The sequence below is a fragment of the Nocardia speluncae NBRC 108251 genome (genome assembly GCF_001613245.1).
Classification (GTDB): domain Bacteria; phylum Actinomycetota; class Actinomycetes; order Mycobacteriales; family Mycobacteriaceae; genus Nocardia; species Nocardia speluncae.
On the sequence record NZ_BDBZ01000017.1, the window covers coordinates 13,041 to 31,818 of the forward strand.

Sequence of the window (18,778 nt, forward strand, 5' to 3'; positions counted from 1 at the left end):
AAACCCTGCACGGTCCACCGGAAACGATCAGCTGTGTCCCGGATCGGGATCACCCGGCGCTGCCGCTGATGCGCTCGCCCGGATATCGTCGCCGCCGACGATGGCCTGTAGTGCCGCGATATGGCCGTTGAAGGCGTGGCGGCCGGTACTGGTCAACCGGGCCCGTACTTTCCGGCGGCTGCCGTCGAGGCGGCGTTCGGTGGTGATGTAGCCGGCTTCTTCGAGAGTGGTGAGCTGCTTGGACAATGCCGAGTCCGAGAGTCCCAGCCGGTCTTTGAGGTACGCGAACTCCGCCCAGTCCGCCGCGGCCAGTGCCGCTACCAGCGAGAGCCGGGTGCTGGGGTGGATCAGCTCGTCGAAGCGTGCCTGTGTCATGCTCGCGTCCAGCGCCGTAGCAGTCGCAGGATCTCCGGCCCGCCGAACCCGACCACAGCCGCGACCAGCGCTGCCGCCCATATGCCGGGGTGCTCGGCACCGTCGGCGGCCAGCACGAACGCCGCACCCACGGTGATCAGGACGAGCCCGATCAGCATGCCGATGACGAGCAGCGGTATCCGCCGACCGGCGACGGCCGCGCTGACCTGCAGTTTGTTCGTGCGCCGCCGCCCGTCCAGCAGGCGGGCCGCCAGCAGTGCATGTCCGGCTCCGAAGGCCAGGGTGGCGATCGTGGCGAGCCACCACGGCCCCAGGGCGCCGATTACACCCAGTACCAGCCACCCGGCCGCCATTGCCCACCAGTAGCCCCGGGGCAACCCGATTTCCGCGGTCACCTGTCGATGCGCCCGATCGGCTGTATCCAGTGCCGCGCGAGCCTGTTCCGCAGCGATGTCATCCATGACCGAACCCCACTTTCCTGTCTGGAAAGTAACGGTCCCACTTTCCCGCTGGGAAAGTCAAGCGTCGAACGCAATTCCAGCGGCACCTTCTGCGCGGTCGGCGGCACCGGACGGTGTCGGAGGCAGCGGAAAAACAGTTGTCCACGACGGTCGAAATGCACAGGGTGTACGCCATGGACGTGGACTGGAACGACGAAATACGAGGCCAGCTGGAAACTCATTGGTCGAGGCAACTGCGCGCGCGGCTCGACGGGCTCACCGACGCGGAATACTTCTGGGAGCCCGTGCCCGGTATGTGGTCGGTTCGCCCGGCGGACGGCGGGTTCGTCTGCGATTTCGCGATACCGCCGCCCGAGCCGGCTCCCGTGACCACCATCGCGTGGCGGCTCGGGCATGTGATCGTCCTGTGGAGGCGGGCCTGGAACGATTCGGCCATCCGCCCGTCGATTTCGCCTCGTTCCGCTACGCCGGTACAGCGGTGGCGGCGCTGGAGCAGCTCGACACCGCCTACCAAGCGTGGGTCGACGGTATCGCAGGTCTGGGTACCGCCGGGCTGGCCGAGCCCGCGGGACCACCGGGCAGCCTGCTTGCCGACTGGTCGACTGCCGGGATCGTGCTGCACAACCAGCGGGAACTACTGCACCACGGTGCGGAGATAGCGTTGCTGCGCGACCTCTATCGGGCCGGGCTTCGCTGACACTCGGTCCGGTGCCGAACCGGGCGGACGCACAAGGAAGGCCCCCGCACAAAACATGGTTCTGTGCAGGGGCCTGCTCGTATCCCGGTCGGTTCCACCGACAGGACCTCGGACCGGGGTCTTCGTCACCGCCCGAAGCAGCTCGGCTGCGTGGCCGGCGCCCGCTCCGGATCTCGACCGGCGGAGGGAAGACCCAAGGGCGACAGGGCCCCGGCCCGAGCCGCCGCAAGTGGTGCAATCAGCTCAGGCGTTCGATGATCATCGCCATACCCTGGCCGCCGCCGACACACATGGTCTCCAGACCGAACTGCTTATCCTGGGTCTGCAGGTTGTTGATCAGCGTGGCGGTGATGCGGGCGCCGGTCATACCGAACGGGTGGCCGAGGGCGATGGCGCCGCCGGAGATGTTCAGTTTGTCCTCGTCCATACCCAGTTCCCGGGCCGAACCCAGGACCTGCACGGCGAAGGCCTCGTTGATCTCGTAGAGGTCGATATCGCCGATGGTCTTATCGGCCAGCTTCAGCGCCTTACGCACCGCTTCGATCGGACCCAGGCCCATGATCTCGGGCGACAGGCCCGAAACGCCGGTGGAGACGATGCGGGCCAGCGGGGTCAGACCCAGTTCCTTGGCCTTGGTATCGCTCATGACCACCAGCGCCGCGGCGCCGTCGTTGAGCGGGCAGGCGTTACCGGCGGTCACCGTGCCGTCGGGGCGGAACACCGGCTTGAGCTGCGAGATCTTCTCGTAGCTGGTGCCCGGTCGAGGGCCGTCGTCGGTGGAGACGACGGTGCCGTCGGGCAGGGTCACCGGGGTGATCTCACGTTCGAAGAACCCGGACTTGATGGCTTCCTCGGCGCGGTTCTGCGACCGCACGCCCCAGTGGTCCTGGTCTTCACGGGAGATACCGGTGAACGAGGCGACGTTCTCCGCGGTCTGGCCCATGGCGATGTAGATATCGGGCAGGTCGCCGTTCTCCCGCGGATCCTGCCAGCCCGCGCCGCCCTGCGCCCGGGTGGTGGTGCGCTCCTCGGCGGCCGCGTACAGCGGGTTGTGGGTATCGGGCCAGCCGTCGGCGGTGCCCTTGGGGAAGCGCGACACGGTTTCCACACCGGCGGAGATGAACGCGTGGCCTTCACCGGCCTTGATCGCGTGGAACGCCATCCGGGTGGTCTGTAGCGAAGAGGAACAGTACCGGTTCACGGTGGTGCCGGGCATGTAGTCGTAGCCCAGCTGGGTGGCGATGGTCTTGGCGATGTTGAAGCCCGCCTCACCGGCCGGCTGCCCGCAACCGACCATCAGGTCGTCGATATCGGCGGGGGACAGGGCGGGCACCTTGTCCAGTGCGGCGCGCACCATCTGTGCGGCGAGGTCGTCGGGCCGCATGCTCACCAGCGACCCCTTGTTGGCGCGTCCGATGGGAGAGCGAGCAACGGAAACGATGACGGCCTCTGGCATGAGGACTCCTTAGTCGAGGAGTGTGTGCGATCCGAAACTGCCCGATCACGCACACTCGCGGGGTACGATCCCTTCGAATCTACGTCGCGGCGGCTCGCGGGGAAATATCCGCCGCGGCCATATCCCGGTGACCGAGCGCGGCCGGCGCGTAGCCCGCGGCCGAGGGATCGAAGCCGTCGGCCGGGAACAACTGTTCGGGCGCGGCCCGGAAATCCTTGCTCAACAGGTCGCCCATCGCCACGATCCGCCCGCCGGCCACCCGGGTGACCGGCGGCGGCCGAGTCACCAGCGGGTCAGCGCTACGCGGGGACTACGAAGCTACCGTGGGCGGGGATACTCGCGTGGTTCGTGGTCACCGTGACCTCGACCCGGCCCGGCCCGGTGTCCTGGAACAGGGAGTACTGGATGCTGCCGTAGATACCGGTCACCACATTGTTGACGTAGCTGCCGGTGGCGCCGGTATCGAGATTGCGCCAGGACACCGTGGTTGCCACCTCGCACAGCGGGGCGAAGGGGTGCACGCCCGGGCCTACGCCGACGACCGGGTTGGCGCGGACGTTGATCACCGCCCGGCCCGGCCATTGCGGATCGGTGTCGGCCCAGGTGCGGATGCTGGTTCCGCACAGCCCGCCGTAGGCCAGGGTGGGGACATCGGGGAAGGGGTGGGTCGCGGCGCCGGCCGGTGCTGCGGCCGCGATCAGCGCAACCGCCGATCCGGCCAGAAACACGGTGGCGCGCGCGAACTTCGGCAGCCTCATAGGTACCGGATCCTAGATGCTCGGGCGCGGAGCCGCCGGATTTGCGGGTGGTGGACGCGGGGGAGTGGCGGACCACGCCGACGCGGTCGGCAACGCCTCTGCAACGATGGGGGTATGCGCATCGCGGATCATGTCGTGGACCTCATCGGCAACACCCCGCTGGTCCGATTGAAGTCGGTGGCTCCCGCGGGGGCCGGGCTGGTGGCGGCCAAAATCGAGTACCTGAACCCCGGCGGTAGCTCCAAGGACCGTATCGCGGTGAAGATGATCGAGGCGGCAGAGAAGTCGGGCGACCTGCAGCCCGGGGGGACAATCGTCGAACCCACCTCGGGTAACACCGGTGTCGGGTTGGCGCTGGTGGCGCAGCAGCGCGGTTACCACTGTGTATTCGTCTGCCCGGACAAGGTCAGTGAGGACAAGCGCAATGTGCTGAGGGCCTACGGCGCCGAAGTGGTGGTGTGCCCGACGGCGGTGCCGCCGGAGCACCCGGACAGCTACTACAGCGTCTCCGATCGGCTGACCCGCGAGATCGAGGGTGCCTGGAAACCGGATCAGTACTCCAACCCGAACGGTCCGGACAGCCACTACGAGACCACCGGCCCGGAGATCTGGCGCGATACCGACGGTACGGTGACGCATTTCGTCGCCGGTGTCGGTACCGGCGGCACCATCACCGGTGCCGGGCGCTATCTCAAAGAGGTGTCGGGCGGGAAGGTGAAGGTCATCGGTGCCGACCCGGAGGGGTCGGTGTATTCCGGTGGCACCGGCCGTCCGTATCTGGTGGAGGGCGTCGGGGAGGACTTCTGGCCGTCGGCCTACGATCCGGCGATCCCGGACGAGATCATCGCGGTGTCCGACGCGGACTCGTTCGATATGACCCGTCGCCTGGCGCGTGAAGAGGGACTGCTCGTGGGCGGTTCGTGCGGGATGGCCGTGGTGGCGGCGCTCGAGGTCGCCCGGCGGGATCCGGAGGCCGTGGTGGTGGTGCTGCTGCCCGACGGCGGGCGCGGCTATATGTCGAAGATCTTCAACGACCGGTGGATGAGCTCCTATGGGTTCCTGCGCACCCCGCTCGACGGGTCCACCGCCGAAACCCTGGTCGGTGATGTCCTGCGCGGTAAGTCCGGGGAACTGCCCGATCTGGTGCACACCCATCCCTCGGAGACGCTGCGCGACGCCATCGAGATCCTGCGCGAGTACGGGGTATCGCAGATGCCGGTGGTCGGCGCCGAACCGCCGGTGATGGCCGGTGAGGTGGCCGGCAGCGTATCGGAGCGCGATCTGCTCTCGGCCGTGTTCTCCGGTCGTGCGCAGCTCACTGATTCGGTGGCCCGGCATATGAGCCCGTCGTTCCCGTTGATCGGGTCCGGCGAGCCGATCTCGGCGGCCACCAAGGCGCTGTCGGATACCGATGCGCTCATGGTCGTCGAGGACGGTAAACCGGTCGGTGTGATCACTCGCCACGATCTGCTGGGCTTCGTGAGCACCGGACGAACCATGCACTAGCAATTATTCCGCAATCCTAGGTTCGGGCAGCTCTCTCGGGGTATAACCAGTCCGGTATCCGATCGTGGCAAATGCCGCGTTCGTTCGGAGAGCGAAGGGAAGTGCTTGTGCGAACCTCGAGTTTGGCAATCGATTTCCAGCAGGGTTTCTCTGACGCGTGGAGTTCGATCGCGACCTTCGTACCCAAGCTCGCCGGCTTCCTGGTCATCCTGCTGATCGGCTGGATCATCGCCAAGGTGGTCGCGACGATCGTGGACAAGGTCCTGGAGCGGGTCGGGTTCGATCGTCTGGTCGAGCGCGGTGGGATCGAGCGGATGCTGTCGCGCAGCAAATACGACGCCTCGGATCTGCTGGCGAAAGTGGCGTACTACGCGATCCTGCTGATCGCCTTGCAGCTGGGCTTCGGTGTTTTCGGGCCGAATCCGGTGAGCGATGTGATCGACGGAATCGTCGGCTGGCTGCCGCTGCTGGCGGTCGCCATCCTGATCGTCTGCATCGCGGGCGCGATCGCGCATGCGGTGAGCGATCTGGTGAGCAATGCACTGGGTGGTCTGAGCTACGGCCCGATGATCGGGCGGATCGCGTCGGTGTTCATCTGGGGTATCGGCATCATCGCCGCGCTGAACCAGATCGGTGTGGCCACCGCGGTCACCACGCCCATCCTGATCGCTGTCCTGGCGACGCTCGGCGGCGTCCTGGTGGTCGGTGTCGGTGGTGGTCTGGTGCGGCCGATGCAGCAGCGCTGGGAGAATTGGCTGGGTGGGCTGGAAGAGGAGATGCCCGCAGTGCGTGGGCATGCCCAGGCCTATCAGCGGGGCCGCGAGGACGCGTCCCGGCAGCGGGCCGGTGCCCAGCAGCCGGCCCGCGGACAGGCTGCCGGTTTCCGGGACCCGGACCAGTGGGATCACCCGCAGCCCGCGCAGGGCGGATATCGCGGTGACTCCGGTGAGTTCGGGCAGCAGATGCCGGGTAGCGACTACCGGCAGCAGTACGGCAATCCGTACGGCGGTCAGCCGCCTTACGGTGGGGAACCGCGCCACCTCCGGTAGAGCCCGTTCCGGGCCGGAATCTTGCGCCGTGTGCCCGATCGGGCACACGGCGCAAGACTGTATTCAGCGGGCGGCTCGGCTGCCCGGCCGCCGCGCACCAGCGAGGGCGGCGACACCGAGGATCACGCAGAGTGGCCGGTAGTACCGGGTGTCGAGCATGCGGAAATGCGTTCCGGGTGGCGGCAGCCGAAGCATCCGGCCGGCGACAACACCTCCGGTGAGCCCCCGCACGACCAGGGCGGCACCGGCGGCCCGTCGCATCCACACTGCGGCCGGCCGCTCCCCGAGCGCGCCTCCGGCCACCAGCCCCGCCCCGGTGGCCGCCACCGCGACAATCCCGGAGGCAGCGGCGGGCGGCATCTCCACCGATCCGGTGACAGCCTGGGCCAGCTCGCGTTCCCCGGCTGCGGGCCAATGCCCACCGCCTGCCCAGACTGCGTGCAATACGCCGACGGCGCCGAGCCCGACTGCCGCCATCACCCGCGAAGCCGCGGTTATCCCACTGCTGGACTCCATCGGTCCAGCTTATGCACGACCACCGGGCAGATCACCGGCAGTGCGGCCGCGGGGTCGATCGAGCGCGGCGCCGGAGGTGTCGTGCAGGCAGGCGCCGGCGAGGCGTAGGTGCAGCCATCCGGCGGTGGCCCATTCGGCGGGTTCGGAGATCGGGTCGGTCAGCTCGGCGAGCAGGCCGCGGATGTAGCCGGCCAGGAGAACAGTGGCGGGGATCCGCTCGATCGAGTCCACACCGAGATCGAGGATGTCGCGCACCGCGGCGGCATGCTGGTCCAGCTCCGCGGACAGGCCCGGAAGCGCCGCGGCGGCGGCGAATGCCGGGGTCCCGTGAGTTCGGTGGATACCCTCCAGGAAACGGCGGGCGGAGATCTCGAACAAACGGGGACCCAGAGCGAACATTGCCCGATCGTAACAACACGCCTCGATTTATCGAATTGTGATATTCAGCGCAATTTCGCAGGTCGTGACGGGTGAGAAGCGCGGCGGCGACGCCGCACCGGTCGGCTCCCGCCACCGGATCGGTGCATACGCCGGCGAGCAGGGCCGGGCGTCACCACGCCGCGGGCCTGTGCTCCGTCCGGGCCGGACGCGTTGTGAGACACAAGACCCGACCGGCGTGCAACACCCCGGAACACGACGTTTAGGGTGGGGTCATGAGCGAACTGGGATTCACCACCAGGGCTGTACACGCCGGTTACGATCCCGATCCGCGCACCGGCGCGGTGAATGTGCCCGTGTACGCCAGCTCCACCTTCGCCCAGGACGGAGTGGGCGGGCTGCGTGACGGATACGAATACGCCCGCACCGGCAACCCCACCCGTACGGCGCTGGAGGCCAACCTGGCCGCCCTCGAATCGGGCCGGTACGGCCGGGCGTACGCCTCGGGTATGGCCGCCACCGACTGTGCGCTGCGTGCGATGCTGCGGCCCGGCGACCATATCGTCATCCCGGACGACGCCTACGGCGGCACATTCCGGTTGATCGACAAGGTTTTCACCGGCTGGGGTATCAGCTATACAGCGGCCGCCGTCGCCGATATCGACGCGATGCGCGCCGCCATCCGTCCCGAAACGAAGCTGATCTGGGTGGAAACGCCCACCAATCCGCTGCTCAATATCGGTGATATCCCGGCGCTGGCCGATATCGCGCATACCTCAGGCGCCAAACTGGTGGTCGACAACACCTTCGCGACCCCGTACCTGCAGCAGCCGCTGCTGCTCGGCGCAGATGTGGTGGTGCACTCGACCACCAAGTACCTCGGTGGCCATTCCGATGTGATCGGTGGCGCGCTGATCACCGATGACGCCGAACTCGACACCGCCTTCGCCTTCCTGCAGAACGGCGCGGGTGCGGTCCCGGGTCCGTTCGATGCCTTTCTCACACTGCGTGGCACGAAAACGCTGTCGTTGCGGATGGACCGGCACTGCGACAACGCCGAAACCCTCGCCGAGTTCCTGTCCCGGACTCCGGCCATCAGCAAGGTCATCTACCCCGGTATGCCGGAACATCCCGGCCATGCCGTCGCCGATAAGCAGATGCGACGGTTCGGCGGCATGATTTCGGTGCGGCTGGCCGGCGGTCTCGAGGCCGCCCGCAACCTGTGCGCCCGCACGGAGGTGTTCACCCTCGCCGAATCGCTCGGCGGTGTGGAATCGCTGATCGAACATCCCGCGGCTATGACCCACGCCTCCACGGAAGGATCGGATCTGGAGGTTCCGGCCGATCTGGTACGCCTCTCGGTGGGGATCGAGGACATCAGTGATCTGCTGTCCGATCTCGAGCAGGCGCTGAGCCGATAGGCCGGCAGGGAGAGGCAAAGATGAACGAACGGCCGTATCCGGGAAATCGGATGCGGCCGCTCGCGTCGTTGTCCGGCTCCGCGGTGCACACCGCGGCCGTCACATCAGCTGTGGTAAGGCTCGGCGCTGACCAGCGTCACCTTCATGGTATTGCCGTTGGGCAGGGGATATTCGCGGGTCTCGCCCACCTTCGCGTCGATCAACGCACGCCCCAGCGGAGAGCTGGGGGAGTAGGTCTCCATATCGGGGTTGCCCAGGCCTTCTTCGCGGGTGGCGATGAGGAAGGTCTCGGTATCGTCTTCGTCACCGTCGTAGTAGACCTTCACGACCGACCCGGGGAGCGCGACACCGGACTTGGTGGGTGCCACGCCGACCTTGGCGTTGTTCAGCAGTTCTTGCAGCTGCCGGATCCGGGCCTCCTGCTGGCCCTGTTCCTCGCGCGCTGCGTGGTAGCCGCCGTTCTCCTTGAGGTCGCCCTCTTCCCGGCGCTCGTTGATCTCGGCGGCGATGACCGGACGGTTGGCGATGAGCGCGTCGAGTTCGCTCTTGAGCCTGTCGTGCGACTCCGGGGTAAGCCAGGTCACTTGGGTCTCAGTCATCTCGATCACTCCCTAGTAGTTGTCCCCGGCAGGCCGGGATTCCTGATCACTGCCGCACGACCCACCCGCGGGCAGGCATGCTTCAGCCGACGGCTATCGCGATCTGCGGGAAGTTCGAATACCCCGACACCCCTGATGCCGGACCCTTTTCGCCTACCCGGCATCGACCGCGTCGGCCGCCAATGCAGCAAACACGGCTCCGTGCCCCGGAACCGTGTGTGAAGCCATTTTAGCATGAATCACAAAGATGCAGGTCGGAGAGTTTTTACTGGCGGGTCCGCAGTATGAGAGCCGATCTCACTCGGTTTTGAGGTAGCCGGGCACGCTGTCGGTGCAAGTGTAGATCGCGGCCGAGGCAGGCTTCTCGCTCGCCTCGATGACGGTGCTCACCTGAACCGTCTGCTCCGCGCCCGAGGGGGCGATCACAACCTCGCGGCGGCCGATCTCGGTGAGATCGCGGGACATGGCCCGGACCACACAGACCACCGGCACCGACGGGTCGGACCGGGTGAGCCGGATCCGCAGTTCCACCGAGGAATCGTCGAGCACCGAGTAGCCGAGCTGCTCGGATTCGATGTCCTTCGGGCCGAATTTCGTCCAGCCCACATAGGCGATCCCGGTACCGGCAAGGACGACTACGCCGGTGAGCAGCGCGCCCAGCCGGCGCCATCGTTTCGGGCGCGGGGCGCGGCCGTAGCGGTCGGTGTAGTGGTCGCCGCCCGCGCCGGTCTCCCCGTGGGAGGCGCCGGCGGGATCCGCCGCGTCGGTGCGCCCGGGGTCGGACGTGGGCTCGGTCATTATCAGGTGCTCCCGGGGGGTAGGTCGGAACATAATGGGTCCGGATGGAACTATAGGTAATGAAGTCCGAACACCCGCGACCGAGAGCGACGGTGAACGAGAAGTGAGTGGCCTTCGCCTCATGGCGGTGCACGCCCACCCCGACGACGAATCCAGCAAAGGCGGTGCCACCACGGCCCGCTATGCCGACGAGGGCAATGACGTCCTCGTCGTCACGCTGACCGGTGGGGAACGCGGCAGCATCCTCAACCCGGCCATGGACACCCCCGGGGTGCTGGAACGGATGAACGATATCCGGCGTGAGGAGATGGCGGCGGCGGCCGCCGCCCTGGGGGTGCGCCAGACCTGGCTGGGTTTCATCGACTCCGGGCTCCCCGAAGGCGATCCGATGCCACCGCTGCCCGAGGATTCGTTCGCCCTTGTCCCGCTGGAAGTGGCCACCGAGGCACTGGTCCGGGTGGTCCGCGAATTCAAACCCCATGTGATCACCACCTACGACGAGATGGGTGGCTACCCCCACCCCGATCACATCCGCTGCCACGAGGTGTCGGTGGCGGCGTACGAGGCCGCGGGTGATCCGGAGAAGTTCCCGGACGCCGGGGAACCGTGGACGCCGCTGAAGCTGTATTACGACCACGGTTTCTCGATCCGGCGGATGGAGGTTTTCGCCGAGGAGTTCGCAGCGATGGGGGAACCGTTCCCGATGCAGGAGTGGCTGGACCGTTCCCGCAAGTACGCGGTCGAACGGGGCGACATCATGGCCAGGGTGACCACCCAGGTGGAATGCGGTAAATACTTCCCGCACCGCGACGATGCGCTGCGCGCACACGCCACCCAGATCGATCCCAACGGTGCGTTCTTCGCCATCCCGATAGAGATGCAGCAGCGGCTGTGGCCGACAGAGGAGTTCGAATTGGCCCGCACCCGAGTACGCACCGACATCCCGGAGACCGACCTGTTCGCCGGCATCACCGATGAGCACCGCTGATGATCGTGACGGAACTCTCCGTATTCGCCTCCGGGCTGCTGGCGCAGACCCCGGGTACCCCGACCGGCCCGGAGTTCGGTAAGGCCTCCCCGCTCGGCCTGGCGGTGGTGCTGATCCTGCTCGCCGGCACGTTCCTGCTGGTCCGCTCGATGAACAAACATTTGAAGAACCTGCCGGAAACCTTCGAACCCGAACACCCCGAGCCGGACCAGGCGGCCGACGAGGGCACCGAACCCGGTGTGGCCGGCCGGACCGAAGAGTCTTCGAACGGTGCGGCAAGCGATTCCGGGCGGCCTTCTTAGCTGCCTCGGCCGGGTTCGGCGGATTCGCGCCGGACATGGGGCGGGGCTCGGCTACCAGTCGAGCAGTCCGAGCCGGTGCAGATGCCGGAACACCATCAGTGAACCCGGCGCGACTTCGGGCATGGCCGCGTATTCACCACCGGTGAAATACCGGAATTCCGCGATCTCCCCGGTGGGCCTCGGCTCGTCGGTGACCTCGGCGCGGAAACAGGTCATGTGTAACCGCGTCCCGCTGGGGTGGCCGTAGGCTTCGGCCCGGAAAACACCCAGTTCACTGACCTCGGTTACGCCGACTCCCAGCTCCTCCCGGATCTCCCGGTGCAGCGCCTGCCGGGCCGTCTCCCCAGTATCGATCTTGCCGCCCGCCATATAGAAGACGGACTTTCCGACCGATCGGGTCTGGATCAGTCGACGGTCACGGATATGGGCCAGCGCGGCGGTTCTGATCACCCGACCACGGTAGAAGGACGCGGGAAAGACCGTGGCGCGCGGTCACCGATACGCCCACGACTGCTCCGGTGACGGCAGCCGCGGGCTTCGGCCTCGTTCGGTGCGATCGGTCAGCGCGGAGCGCGCGCGATGGCCTCGATCTCGATCTGCCAGTCGGGCCGGGCCAGCGAGGACACCTCCAGCAGAGTGTCGGCGGGGTAGGGCTCGCTGAGGAATTCGGCACGCAATTCGATCACCTCGGGGAGGTTGGCAGCCATATCCCGAACGAAGATACCGACCTTCACGATATCGCCGAGGCCAGCGCCCGCCGCGGCCAGAACACGTTCGACATTGCGGAAGGCCTGGCGGCCCTGGGCACGGAAGCCACCCTGGACCGTGCGGCCGTCCTCGGTGAAACCGGCTTGGCCGGATACGTAGATCAGCCCGTCGACGGCGATCGCCTGTGAGATGCGATACGGGTGATACCAGTCCGGAACGGTGGCGATCTTCTCGATACCGGCATTGCGGATACTCATGCGCTCAGCTTGGCGACCGCCGAGTATCCGAACCAGCCCCTGCTGAACCACGGGCCGCCGAACCTAGGTTTGGTAGACCCAGCCTAGAATGCGGTAATCGTGGACAGCACTCAGAAAATCGGGGAGTTTCTTGTCTCCCGCCGTGCACGTCTACGTCCGGAGGACGTCGGGATCCCCTTCTTCGGGACCCGCCGTCGTGTCCCGGGACTGCGACGCGAGGAACTCGCCCAGCTCGCGGGCGTCAGTGCCGACTACTACGCCCGGTTGGAGCAGGGACGGTTGGACAACGTCTCACCCGCCGTCCTGGATGCCGTAGCGAACGCCTTGCGGCTCAGCGCCGACGAGCGCACTCACCTGTTCAATCTGGCCCGGCCGCCCCGGCCAGGGCGGCCGGCGGACTCGGATGGCGGCCGGCCGGTGTTGCGCCCTGCACTACATGCGCTACTCGACGCCATGACCCACGTCCCGGCCTATATCGTGGGCCACCGCACCGATATCCTCGGCTGGAACCGGGCCGCCGAGCTGCTGTTCGGTATCGATTTCGCGGAGTTGCCGCCGGAGCGACGTAACTGGACGCATCTGCTATTTCTCGATCCGGATATACGGGCACTGTTTGCCGACGATCAGCCCGTGATCGCCCGGCAGGTGGCCTCCGATCTGCGAATGCGCCACAGCCACCGCCCGAATGACCAGGCCCTGCGCGAATTGATCGGTCACATGCGCCACGCCAGCACACAGTTCGACGAGTTGTGGGCCAGCCACGATGTCACCGAGGTCGCCTACGGCACCTATCACTTCCGGCACCCGCGGCTCGGGGCGATCGAAGTCGATTATGAGTTCATGCCCCTCGTCGCCGATTCCGGCGTGCGGGCCCTGGTGACCTACACGGCACCACCTGACAGCGTGACAGCGCAGACCCTGCGCGCGCTCCTCGTATCGGACGAGGGGTAGGTCCGCGAAACCCTGGTTCGCCGGACAGCGGTGAACCAGGTGCTGGTTCCGGTTCTCGCGGTCGGCGAGGCTGCTTTGTGTGAAAGCAACGATGACCACCGCCGGGCACGGATCGGCCCACCCCGCGCTGGAACCATTCGGCCTCGGCTCGCTAGCGCTGCGCAACCGGCTCGCCGTCGCGCCCATGACTCGTGTCTCGGCGCCGCCGGATGGCGTGCCGACCGCACAGATGGCCGAATACTACGGCGCATACGCCGTAGGCGGATTCGGCCTGATCGTCACCGAGGGCATCTACACGGATGCCACGCACAGCCAGAGCTATTTCGGTCAGCCGGGCCTGGTCACCGCCGGGCAGATCGCCGGATGGCGAGCGGTGACGGACTCCGCGCACCGGGCCGGGGCCGCCATTGTGGCCCAGTTGATGCATGCGGGGGCAATCTCACAGGGCAATACGTTCGGCTTCGAGACCATCGGACCATCCGCGGTAGCGCCGCGCGGGAAGATGATGGTCGACTACGGCGGTACAGGTGGGCCGTGGAGCGCGCCGCGGGAGATGACCGCGCACGATATCGACCAGGTCGTCGCCGGTTTTGTGGCGGCTGCCGGCAATGCCCGGGACGCGGGCTTCGACGGTGTCGAGATCCACGGAGCCAACGGATATCTGCTCGACCAGTTCCTCACCGACTACACCAACCTGCGCACCGACGAATACGGCGGCCCGGTGCAGAATCGGATTCGCCTGACCGCCCGCGTGCTGGCCGCGGTGCAGGAGGCCGTCGGAGACTTCCCGGTCGGGGTGCGGCTGTCGCAGACCAAGGTCAATGACTTCACCTATCGCTGGTCCGGCGGTGAGACCGATGCACGGGTCGTATTCGAGGCGCTGAGTGAGGCGAGTTACCTGCACATTGCCAGCGAGGGCCGGAATTTCATCGAGACCGCGCGCTTCCCGAGCGGGGCGACGATAACCGGGCTGGCGCGCGAGGTGTCGCGCCGCCCGGTTATCGCCAACGGCGGCATGCACGAACCGGCCCAGGCCGCCGACGTGCTGGCCGGTGGGCATGCCGACGTGCTGTCGCTGGGGCGTGGCGCGCTGGCGAACCCGGATCTGCCGCAGCGTCTGTCGTCCGGTGAGGCGTTCGACGCCTTCGACTACGAGATGCTGCACCCACTGGCCACGCTGGATTGCGCAGCCGCGTGGCGGGCTCGGCGGGAGACGGAGACCGGTAGATTCCCGGTTTCTGCCTCGGCTTCGTCGACGTCGTAAGCTGTTATCCGGGCACGCGGGCGCGGTGAGCCTGCGCCGTTCAGCATTCGTTCGGCGCCGGTTCGCCGCGTAGGCGCCCGTCGATCCAGCCGTTGAGTTCGGGATATCCGCTCACGTATCCGAGGAGGTGTTCGCCGCCTACGACGCGGAAGACACCGGGGACACCGCGGTCGCACTGTTGGCGATACATGTGCTGGGCGTCTTCGAGCGGGATCCACGGATCGTGCAGGCCGTGGTAGATGAACAGCGGTACGGTCGATCTCCGGCCTGTCAGGTCCAGTTGCTCGAACACCTTCGCGGCGAACGGGGTATCGAGCGCGCCCGCGGTGTTCGCCGCGACATCGATCGGAATGCCGACCACACCGAGTGGCCCGGAGGTGTCGCCGCAGATATCGCGCAGCGGTGAGGTCGCCACCCATTGCCCGAGATGATTCATGTGCTGCAAGATTTCGGGGCGCTCACGCGAGACGGCCAGCGCCACTGTCAAAAGGATCCCGGAGGAGATATTGCCGTTGAACTGGTGGGCAACGTTCGCATTGTCGGTGACCAGGCCACCTGCCGCCGCGCCCACCAGCGAATCGGACAGCTCCGGCGCGTACTCGTCGAGCAGCATGGCCGTCGCGTAGGCGGCGATCGCACCGCCGGAATAGCCGACGGCCACATACCGGCTGTCGGCGAATTCGGTAGGTGCGAAGGCGCGGACGGCGCGAATCGAATCGAGCATCACGTGTCCGGCGATGTTGGGTTCGGCGTAGGCCATCAGCGGGCCCTCGTGGTCCGGCATGAGGACCGCGTATCCCTTGCTCAGCGCCAGCCAGACCGACGGGAGGAAGACCGGGAAATCGCCATTGGGCCGGTCCAGGAGGTCGTGCGACAGCTGGAAACCAGGGGTGCAGTGTGTGCCGAGCGAATTGATCGGCATCGCATTCACCTCCACCGGGCGCGGCCCGGGGCCGGCCCATTCGGCTGCCGGCACGATCAGGGTCGCGGTTCCGAACGAAGGACCACCCGTGGCGGATGTGGACCGGTATTTCAGCAATGTCGCCCGCGCGATGGGGGTCGCCATTCGTACGGCGGTCGTCGCCGTGATGTCACGCGTTTCGATGATCTCACCGGGGGCCAGCGTTGCGAGGCCGGCGGGCCAGGTATCGAAGATCGGGTCGTCGACCGGCGACGGTAGAACTCCGCGCCACAGTGCCTCGCCGGGTTCGCTACCCGCGAATTGTGGTGGAGCCGGGATCGTGTTGTCGATCCACTCCTGCATAGGTGACGGATTCGGCCCTTCCGGCTCTGCCGATGGATCTGCGTAGGCGTGCCCACTCAGCGACACACAACCGACAAGCACCGCAGCCATGATCGCCAGAAGCGGCTTCATGCGTACCTCACCCTCTGTTCACCACACTCCCACCAGTATCGGCGGTCACCTCCGGTGAGCCGCAAATCGAGGCGCAAGATCGGTGCAATCTCACAATGGATCATCTGCGCGGCCTGTGGTTCTCGCCACGGTGCCGACTGGATCAAGATCAGTAGAATGGCTGCGCTGCTCGAAACGCACAGTGCGTCACAGCGTTCGGCGATGAGGCGGCATCGATCAACAAGGCTGCTCGAAATGCCTGTTGGCACCGACCTGTTCACCGATCGCCGAAGGAAATGCAAATGAACAATCGACACGCGCGGCTCTCTCGCGGGCGGTCGTTACGCATGCTGATGATCACGAGCACGATCGGTTGCCTACTGCTGGCCGGACAACATTTTGCCGCCGCCGAGGGGCATGCCGAGCCGGCGGCACCGTCCGAACTGCAGCAACAGATCGATGGCGTGATACCCGCACCGCCCTTGCCACCGGCAGCCGCACCGCCGCACGCCGAAATGTCCCCCGAACTCGCGGCGCTGTGGCATGCGGTGCAGTCCTCGCCGACCGGGGACCCCATCTTCGATACGTGGCCGGAGAGTCTGAGCGATTCGACACCCGGCGATATCCTCGAGCAGCGGGATGTCACCGCCACGGCAGCCGAGATGATCACCGCGCCCGTCGGCAGCGCACGGTTGCTGAAATTCCGTTCGACCTCCGCGAACGGTGAACCCTCTTACGGTACGGCGACAGTAATCACCCCACCCACCGCCTGGCCGGGGCCCGGCACCCGGCCGGTCCTGGTCGACGCCCGGCCGATAAATTCGCTGGGCAAACGGTGCACACCCGGTTACGTGCTGGCGCACGGGCTGCTCAGCGGTGTCAGCGGCAGCAGCGCCACCGATGCGTTTCCGCCGACCGCCGCCTGGGCACTGAGCCGGGGCTACGCCGTCCTGATCCCGGATCATGAAGGCCCCTGGATGGCCTATGCGGAACCGAATGTCGCCGGACAGGTCATCCTCGACGGAATCCGCGCCGTACGATCGCTGCCCGGTGCCGAATTCGGTGACAGCCGTGTTGCCGTCGGCGGATACTCCGGCGGCGGTATCGCCTCCTACGCGACGGCCATGCTGCTCGACGAATACGCTCCGGACCTGTCCGATGTCGTTGTCGGTGTGAGCACCGGCGGACTGGTAACCGACAACCGTGATATCGCCGACCGGTTCAACGGCAATTTCGCCTCCGGCGTCCTGCTGGTCGTGGTCCTCGCGATGGCCCGCGAGCACCCCGAAATTCTCGCGCACCTGAACAACCTGGCGCAGTGGGCGGCGACCTCTCCCATCAAGGACGCCTGCGGGGAAGTCGCCGGCCCGATGGGCGTGGTCGGCATCCCGATCGACGTCACCGCGAACATCGCCAACCCGCTCGACAGCGATGTCGCCGAGGAGGTTTTCGCACGCACGGACCTGAGCGGCAATACCTCCGGGGCGCCGCTGTACATCTACCACGCGGCGCACGACCTGTGGATCCCCATCGAGGGGGCCCGGGAACTCTATCGGCAGCAGTGCACACGCGGTGTTTCCGCAGTCTTCCGCAGCGAACCCGGTGAGCACGTGACCGGCCTCGGCACCGGTTTCCCCGGTTCCTTCGCCTGGCTCGAAGCCCGGCTGCGCGGCGAACCCGCTCCCGACGAATGCGGCTGATCGGGTCGGACTACAGCAGCGAGCCGCCGGCTCGGCTGTCGCTCGAGTCGCCCGCCAGTCCACAGGCCTCCTACATCACCGGCACGGTACTGAGGGTCGACGGCGGATACGGCGCCTAGCGCAACGGCCGGCTAATCGCCGGGGTCGGCGCGGCGGTTGCGTTTGGTGACGGCACGCCGCTTCTTCGCGGAGATGCGGCGTTCATTGGCGCCGCGCGAGGGTTTGGTGGCGCGGCGAACAGGTGGCGGGGCGGCAGCGGCGTCACGCAGTAACGACGCCAGGCGTTCGCGGGCGGCCGCGCGGTTCTGCAACTGTGCGCGTTGCTCCGATGCGGCGATCGTGAGCACCCCGTCGACCAGGCGAGTGGCCAGGCGGCCGAGCATCCGGGTGCGCAGCCGATCCGGCACCGAGGGCGAGTTGGCAAGATCGAACGACAGCTCTACCCGGCTGTCGCTGGTGTTGACGTGCTGCCCTCCCGGACCGGACGACCGTGAGAACCGCTCGCGCAACTCGGATGCGGGGATAACCAGCATCCGAGTCACGATCAGGTCCTCTGCCATGATCCGGCGCCGCACCTTCCGATCCGCGTGTCGACTCGGCCGCGACCGCCTGGTCGCGACTGGGCGGTGATCTTGTCGTTCACGATAGCAATGACCTCGTCGACATGTCTGCGTGTAGTCCGCTGCGGGCCCCGGACTACTGCGCTTCGATTACCGCTCGCCGGCGGCCCGGGAATCTCGAGTTCGTACCGGAACTCGAGATCGGTAGGTGGCGCGTCCGGCATCTACTCACCCCATGACATCTTCTCAATCGCCCATGAACGAGGCGCACTCCGCCGGCATGGGCAAAAAGACCAGCGCGATTCTGTCCTACGCCCTGGGGTGGCTCACCGGAATCATCTTCCTGTTCGTGGGAAAGAACGATCCCGATGTGAAATTCCACGCCTCGCAATCGATCGTCTTCTTCGGGGCGGTCTCGGTGGTCAATATTGTCCTGAGCATCGCGAGCTCGTTCCTCGGAGCCCTGGGGATCATCGTCGACCTCGCCGGACTCGCAGTCGCGGTCTTCGCCGCCGTCGTCTGGGTCATGGCCATGGTCCAGGCGTACAACACCGGCGGTGTCCGCGCAGAGCTGCCCGTTATCGGAAAATTCACTGCACCCTATGCCGATCGGTTGGCCGGATCGGTCGGGTAGCGGCATATTCGAAGTCCTTGGTCGGACTGCAGGCTCGAGGGTTCTG

22 protein-coding genes and 1 pseudogene are annotated in these 18,778 nt (G+C 66.8%); 10 read left to right on the forward strand and 13 right to left on the reverse strand.

Annotation, left to right across the window (positions count from 1 at the left end; all coding sequences use genetic code 11):
* Nucleotides 1-27 precede the first annotated feature (27 nt).
* Both NS6_RS17305 and NS6_RS17310 read right to left on the reverse strand, forming a co-directional pair.
* Nucleotides 28-375 (reverse strand): transcriptional regulator, encoded by a 348-nt coding sequence (locus tag NS6_RS17305; protein WP_068043080.1) that lies wholly within the window; start codon nucleotides 373-375, stop codon nucleotides 28-30.
* Nucleotides 372-836: a hypothetical protein gene (locus NS6_RS17310; protein ID WP_068043082.1), complete on the reverse strand. Its 465-nt coding sequence runs from the start codon at nucleotides 834-836 to the stop codon at nucleotides 372-374. The genes NS6_RS17305 and NS6_RS17310 overlap by 4 nt, the downstream gene beginning before the upstream one ends.
* Before the next feature lie 173 nt (nucleotides 837-1,009).
* On the opposite strand from NS6_RS17310, the pseudogene NS6_RS17315 reads away from it, so the two are divergent.
* Nucleotides 1,010-1,533: pseudogene (locus tag NS6_RS17315) on the forward strand (DinB family protein).
* A gap of 238 nt (nucleotides 1,534-1,771) precedes the next feature.
* Here NS6_RS17315 and NS6_RS17320 read toward each other — a convergent pair.
* The 3 genes from NS6_RS17320 to NS6_RS17330 form a co-directional block, all read right to left on the reverse strand.
* Nucleotides 1,772-2,989: an acetyl-CoA C-acetyltransferase gene (locus NS6_RS17320; RefSeq protein WP_068043084.1), complete on the reverse strand. Its 1,218-nt coding sequence runs from the start codon at nucleotides 2,987-2,989 to the stop codon at nucleotides 1,772-1,774.
* A 79-nt stretch (nucleotides 2,990-3,068) separates the two neighbouring features.
* Entirely contained in the window at nucleotides 3,069-3,275 is a 207-nt protein-coding gene (locus tag NS6_RS17325; RefSeq protein ID WP_068043086.1) for a hypothetical protein, read from the reverse strand.
* Between the two features lie 13 nt (nucleotides 3,276-3,288).
* Nucleotides 3,289-3,747, reverse strand: a complete 459-nt coding sequence (locus NS6_RS17330; RefSeq protein ID WP_068043088.1) for a hypothetical protein — start codon at nucleotides 3,745-3,747, stop codon at nucleotides 3,289-3,291.
* A gap of 114 nt (nucleotides 3,748-3,861) precedes the next feature.
* On the opposite strand from NS6_RS17330, the gene NS6_RS17335 reads away from it, so the two are divergent.
* Nucleotides 3,862-5,253, forward strand: coding sequence for a cystathionine beta-synthase (locus tag NS6_RS17335; protein WP_068043090.1), 1,392 nt, complete (start codon nucleotides 3,862-3,864; stop codon nucleotides 5,251-5,253).
* 107 nt (nucleotides 5,254-5,360) lie between these two features.
* Nucleotides 5,361-6,302 carry a mechanosensitive ion channel family protein gene (locus NS6_RS17340; RefSeq protein ID WP_084471143.1) on the forward strand — a complete coding sequence of 314 codons (942 nt, stop codon included), beginning with the start codon at nucleotides 5,361-5,363 and terminating at the stop codon, nucleotides 6,300-6,302.
* A 63-nt stretch (nucleotides 6,303-6,365) separates the two neighbouring features.
* Here the strand turns inward: NS6_RS17340 and NS6_RS17345 are convergent, their stop codons facing one another.
* Both NS6_RS17345 and NS6_RS34810 read right to left on the reverse strand, forming a co-directional pair.
* Nucleotides 6,366-6,818: a DUF3995 domain-containing protein gene (locus NS6_RS17345; protein ID WP_084471144.1), complete on the reverse strand. Its 453-nt coding sequence runs from the start codon at nucleotides 6,816-6,818 to the stop codon at nucleotides 6,366-6,368.
* Nucleotides 6,819-6,827: 9 nt separating this feature from the next.
* Nucleotides 6,828-7,217 carry a DUF6401 family natural product biosynthesis protein gene (locus NS6_RS34810; RefSeq protein ID WP_068043095.1) on the reverse strand — a complete coding sequence of 130 codons (390 nt, stop codon included), beginning with the start codon at nucleotides 7,215-7,217 and terminating at the stop codon, nucleotides 6,828-6,830.
* Nucleotides 7,218-7,471: 254 nt separating this feature from the next.
* Between NS6_RS34810 and NS6_RS17355 the strand changes: the two genes are divergently transcribed.
* On the forward strand, nucleotides 7,472-8,617 hold the full coding sequence (locus NS6_RS17355) for a cystathionine gamma-synthase (RefSeq protein ID WP_068043097.1): 1,146 nt from the start codon (nucleotides 7,472-7,474) through the stop codon (nucleotides 8,615-8,617).
* A gap of 104 nt (nucleotides 8,618-8,721) precedes the next feature.
* On the opposite strand, the gene greA is transcribed toward NS6_RS17355, so the two are convergent.
* Both greA and NS6_RS17365 read right to left on the reverse strand, forming a co-directional pair.
* A complete protein-coding gene (greA, locus tag NS6_RS17360; RefSeq protein WP_068043124.1) occupies nucleotides 8,722-9,216 on the reverse strand; it encodes a transcription elongation factor GreA in 495 nt (164 codons plus the stop codon).
* Nucleotides 9,217-9,513: 297 nt separating this feature from the next.
* Complete coding sequence (locus NS6_RS17365) at nucleotides 9,514-10,014, reverse strand: DUF4307 domain-containing protein (protein WP_068043100.1); 501 nt, start codon at nucleotides 10,012-10,014, stop codon at nucleotides 9,514-9,516.
* 121 nt (nucleotides 10,015-10,135) lie between these two features.
* Here NS6_RS17365 and mca point away from each other — a divergent pair, with 121 nt between their 5' ends.
* Together mca and NS6_RS17375 are read left to right on the forward strand one after the other, a co-directional pair.
* Nucleotides 10,136-11,002: a mycothiol conjugate amidase Mca gene (mca, locus tag NS6_RS17370; protein WP_068043102.1), complete on the forward strand. Its 867-nt coding sequence runs from the start codon at nucleotides 10,136-10,138 to the stop codon at nucleotides 11,000-11,002.
* A complete protein-coding gene (locus NS6_RS17375) occupies nucleotides 11,002-11,304 on the forward strand; it encodes a hypothetical protein (RefSeq protein ID WP_068043104.1) in 303 nt (100 codons plus the stop codon). Before mca ends, NS6_RS17375 begins: the two co-directional genes overlap by 1 nt.
* Before the next feature lie 51 nt (nucleotides 11,305-11,355).
* Here NS6_RS17375 and NS6_RS17380 read toward each other — a convergent pair whose 3' ends face one another.
* Nucleotides 11,356-11,754, reverse strand: coding sequence for an NUDIX hydrolase (locus NS6_RS17380; RefSeq protein ID WP_068043106.1), 399 nt, complete (start codon nucleotides 11,752-11,754; stop codon nucleotides 11,356-11,358).
* Between the two features lie 110 nt (nucleotides 11,755-11,864).
* Nucleotides 11,865-12,269 carry a RidA family protein gene (locus NS6_RS17385; protein WP_068043108.1) on the reverse strand — a complete coding sequence of 135 codons (405 nt, stop codon included), beginning with the start codon at nucleotides 12,267-12,269 and terminating at the stop codon, nucleotides 11,865-11,867.
* 99 nt (nucleotides 12,270-12,368) lie between these two features.
* Here NS6_RS17385 and NS6_RS17390 point away from each other — a divergent pair, with 99 nt between their 5' ends.
* Complete coding sequence (locus NS6_RS17390) at nucleotides 12,369-13,220, forward strand: helix-turn-helix domain-containing protein (protein ID WP_210746930.1); 852 nt, start codon at nucleotides 12,369-12,371, stop codon at nucleotides 13,218-13,220.
* Nucleotides 13,221-13,299: 79 nt separating this feature from the next.
* On the forward strand, nucleotides 13,300-14,484 hold the full coding sequence (locus NS6_RS17395; RefSeq protein ID WP_245669398.1) for an oxidoreductase: 1,185 nt from the start codon (nucleotides 13,300-13,302) through the stop codon (nucleotides 14,482-14,484).
* Between the two features lie 40 nt (nucleotides 14,485-14,524).
* On the opposite strand, the gene NS6_RS17400 is transcribed toward NS6_RS17395, so the two are convergent.
* The gene (locus NS6_RS17400; protein ID WP_068043114.1) at nucleotides 14,525-15,859 is read right to left on the reverse strand and encodes a lipase family protein; all 1,335 of its coding nucleotides are present in this window, start codon (nucleotides 15,857-15,859) and stop codon (nucleotides 14,525-14,527) included.
* A gap of 281 nt (nucleotides 15,860-16,140) precedes the next feature.
* On the opposite strand from NS6_RS17400, the gene NS6_RS17405 reads away from it, so the two are divergent.
* Nucleotides 16,141-17,538 (forward strand): lipase family protein, encoded by a 1,398-nt coding sequence (locus NS6_RS17405; RefSeq protein ID WP_068043118.1) that lies wholly within the window; start codon nucleotides 16,141-16,143, stop codon nucleotides 17,536-17,538.
* Nucleotides 17,539-17,669: 131 nt separating this feature from the next.
* Here the strand turns inward: NS6_RS17405 and arfB are convergent, their stop codons facing one another.
* Nucleotides 17,670-18,098, reverse strand: coding sequence for an alternative ribosome rescue aminoacyl-tRNA hydrolase ArfB (gene arfB, locus NS6_RS17410; RefSeq protein ID WP_068043120.1), 429 nt, complete (start codon nucleotides 18,096-18,098; stop codon nucleotides 17,670-17,672).
* Between the two features lie 235 nt (nucleotides 18,099-18,333).
* On the opposite strand from arfB, the gene NS6_RS17415 reads away from it, so the two are divergent.
* A complete protein-coding gene (locus tag NS6_RS17415; RefSeq protein ID WP_068043122.1) occupies nucleotides 18,334-18,732 on the forward strand; it encodes a DUF4870 domain-containing protein in 399 nt (132 codons plus the stop codon).
* Nucleotides 18,733-18,778 lie beyond the last annotated feature (46 nt).